This window comes from Acinetobacter sp. YH12021 (genome assembly GCF_013420145.1).
Taxonomy (GTDB): domain Bacteria; phylum Pseudomonadota; class Gammaproteobacteria; order Pseudomonadales; family Moraxellaceae; genus Acinetobacter; species Acinetobacter towneri.
The window spans coordinates 1-3,417 of sequence record NZ_VOYT01000052.1; the positions used below are offsets into that span (position 1 = coordinate 1).

4 protein-coding genes are annotated in these 3,417 nt (G+C 45.6%); all 4 read right to left on the bottom strand.

Annotation, left to right across the window (positions count from 1 at the left end):
* Window positions 1-214 precede the first annotated feature (214 nt).
* The gene (locus tag FTT91_RS14310) at window positions 215-439 is read right to left on the bottom strand and encodes a hypothetical protein (RefSeq protein WP_000743213.1); all 225 of its coding nucleotides are present in this window, start codon (window positions 437-439) and stop codon (window positions 215-217) included.
* Window positions 436-1,173, bottom strand: coding sequence for a recombinase family protein (locus FTT91_RS14315; RefSeq protein ID WP_001366550.1), 738 nt, complete (start codon window positions 1,171-1,173; stop codon window positions 436-438). The genes FTT91_RS14310 and FTT91_RS14315 overlap by 4 nt, the downstream gene beginning before the upstream one ends.
* 148 nt (window positions 1,174-1,321) lie before the next feature.
* On the bottom strand, window positions 1,322-2,488 hold the full coding sequence (locus tag FTT91_RS14320; protein WP_024160783.1) for a tetracycline-inactivating monooxygenase Tet(X3): 1,167 nt from the start codon (window positions 2,486-2,488) through the stop codon (window positions 1,322-1,324).
* 189 nt (window positions 2,489-2,677) lie between these two features.
* The gene (locus tag FTT91_RS14325) at window positions 2,678-3,271 is read right to left on the bottom strand and encodes a tyrosine-type recombinase/integrase (protein ID WP_205779272.1); all 594 of its coding nucleotides are present in this window, start codon (window positions 3,269-3,271) and stop codon (window positions 2,678-2,680) included.
* Between the last annotated feature and the right edge of the window lie 146 nt (window positions 3,272-3,417).

The window sequence follows — 3,417 nt, forward strand, 5'->3', positions numbered from 1 at the left end:
GCATGTTCCGCGTCCTTGCAATACTGTGTTTACATACAGTCTATCGCTTAGCGGAAAGTTCTTTTACCCTCAGCCGAAATGCCTGCCGTTGCTAGACATTGCCAGCCAGTGCCCGTCACTCCCACTCGATTGTAAACAAGCACACAAAACCCTTTAGTGACAACAATTTGCAAGAACTATCAGGCTCAGTGCCATGAAAAATACCATGACCAGATCATGAGGTTGAACACGGCTTGCGCCGGCAGCGTTCACGCTCCTGGTCGGCGATCTCGCCCGGCTGCAATGCTAGCTCAGCATCGGTCATGCGCTCCAGCACGTCGCGTAGGCGGATGGTGCAAGGAATGGGCGGCAGCTCGAACTCATAGCCGCCGGCGATCATTTCGGCCGCAATCTCCTCGGTGATGAAAAACGGCTCGTCGTCTTGGTTCGGCTTCTTCATGCCCTTTCCTCCTGGCGCTCATCCTGGCCGACAGCGGCCAGGGCATCGGCTTCCGTCAATGCGTCCTCCACGAACGCGCCGTGCTGCTTCGCTTCGGCCTGGCTGACCTCGGCCCATATCCGTTTCACCTGGGCCGCACTGTACCCGGCCAGCTCGGCGGTCTTGTTGATGCTGTAGCCGGACTTGCGCAGCGCGACAACTTGGGCGCGGCGCTTCGGATCAGCACGGCGGCCCTTGTACCGCCCGGCCTGGCGGGCCAACTCAATGCCTTGGCGCTGGCGTTCGCGCCTGTCCTCGTAGTCGTCGCGGGCCATCTGCAAGGCCAGGCGAAAAAGCATGATCTGCACGGCTTCCAGCACGATCTTGGCGACGCCCTGGGCCTCGGCCGCCAGGTCGGATAGATCGACCACGCCAGGGACGGCCAGGCGTGCGCCTTTGGCCTGTATCGAGGCCACCAGGCGCTCGGCCTCGGGCAAAGGTAGGCGGCTGATGCGGTCGATCTTCTCGGCAATGACCACCTCGCCGGGCTGTAGGTCGCCGATCATGCGCAGCAGCTCAGGCCGGTCGGCGCGTGCGCCGGATGCCTTCTCACGGTAGATGCCGGCGACGTAGTAGCCGGCGGCCTTCGCGGCCGTAGTGATCGCCTCTTGGCGTTCCAAGTCCTGCGCGTCGGTGCTGACGCGCAGATAGACCCGCGCCACCATCGGCGCGGCTACTGGCTTCGTCCTGCGCATACTTGCGGGCTCCTTTGGGCATACTCAAATGCACCCATCTTAAACTGGCAGCTAATGTACAAAAGTTGATAGAAGCACACAAGTTCAATTTTGCACTTCTGCCCCACTATTGCAAAACTGCTTGTTAGTAGCCGTTTTTTCTTACTGTTTATAGATTCAATAATTTTTGAAACGAAAAATTGGGACTAAACATTTCGGTTTCGTTTTCTGTCGATTCGTCCTGCGTATCTTTTGCATAAACAAACATTTGTTGTTCGTAGTTTTCGATGGCATTTTCAATACTTGTAAATTCTCCGTTTGTAAGGTTTTCAGACAATATCAAAGCATCCAATAATCCCGTATTTACACCCTGTCCTGCAAAAGGCGACATCAAATGAGCAGCATCGCCAATCATTGTTATGGGTAATGGACGGTTACTTTTCCAATCATTGTTCAAAGGAAATTTCCTTGTGGGCAAGCATTGAAATGTTGATACCGAACGTATTAATTGTTTGTAAACTTCACTCCATTTGGAAAATCTTTTCAATAAAAAATCGGCAACGCTGTTTCTGTCCTGAAAATCTAAGGGAATTTTATTTTTCCATTCATCGGGCGTTTTAAAACTAATTCCTAAATACAATGCACCATTATTATTGGGATTGGCAAACAATAAAATGCCCTGATGTCCCGCCATTAATCGGTTGCCGTTGCATAGCTGAAAAAATCCGGGACAGTTTATTTCCGGTTGAAGAATATCAGCTTGGATGTTGAAAGTACCGGTTTCTTCAACTTGCGTGTCGGTAACAAAGCTCCTTATTTTCGACATTCCACCATTGGCAAGAATAACCAAATCTGCTGTTTCACTCGGTTTATTCTCAAAAGTTAGTGTCCACTTCTTCTTACCAGGTTCAAGCATAACAAGTTTTCTATCCCAAATAACCGTGTCGTTTTCTAAACTATTCAACAAGATAGCCCTTAAGTCATTTCTGTTTATTTCAGGATTGTCAAATCGATTTTCGGGCTTTACATTTTTTGTGGATAAAATATTGCCTTTTTCATCAGCAATATTTACACCCATTGGTAAGGCTAAGTCATAATAAGTTTGTAACAATCCCGCTTTTTTCATTGCTTCCTGACCTGAACCTTTGTGTAGGTCAAGGGTTCCACCAAAAATTCTTGCCTCTCGGTCGTTGTCTCTTTCGTAAACTGAAACGTCTATGCCGTTTTGCTGTAATAATTTTGCCATAGTCAGTCCAACGGGTCCACCACCAATTATTGCAACGTTCTTATCACTAAGTAAATTCATTTGTTTGTCCGTATCTATTCGCATTGTCATTCAAAAATGGCACATAACAAGTGGCTATACGCCAAATGGCGTATATATCCACTATATCTTATTTTGCTAAACCTTTCATTATCAGTGACAAATCCGTTTTCAACCGTTTACCGTTCGTTTCTACTCTCTCAAAAGGATTTATATTCATAGTGCTTTTTGTTAAGTTTTGCTCAAATATACAAATCCTTTCTATATATCTAACAAATCCATCGGACTTTTTAATTGTTCCATTCCCTTGGTGGTAATATGTGTATAAACCTCAGTTGTTTTACTGCTTGAATGACCTAACAACGATTGAATATAACGTAAACTCGTACCATTCTCAAGCAAATGCGTTGCAAAGCTATGTCGTAAGGTATGTACAGTAACTTCCTTTTGAATCTTTGCTTTTAAAACAGCTGCTTTAAAAATGTTTTGAATACTTCGGCTTGAGTATGCGCCACCTTTTTGACCTTCAAATAAATAATCTTTTGGTTTATATTCCATAAAGTATGTTCTTAAAATAATTAATGTTTTCTCAGATAAAATGGTATAACGATCTCTTTTTCCTTTTGACTGTTCTATACGAATTTGCATGCGCTTGGAGTCAATGTCTTTTATTTTCAGGTTTATACATTCAGAAATGCGCAAACCTGCCGAATAAATAGTCATCAGAATAGCCTTGTGTTTCACGTTTTCAATAGCGCGTAGTACCCGAATGGTTTCTTCTTCACTCATCACAACAGGAAGTGTTTTTTCTTTTTTTGGTCTTTCGATGAAATATGTTTTCCGTTGTCCACCCAAAACACGTTCGTAATAAAACTGGCACTGTTGCAAAGTTAGCGATGAGGCAGCCTTTTGTCTTATTCAAAGGCCTTACATTTCAAAAACTCTGCTTACCAGGCGCATTTCGCCCAGGGGATCACCATAATAAAATGCTGAGGCCTGGC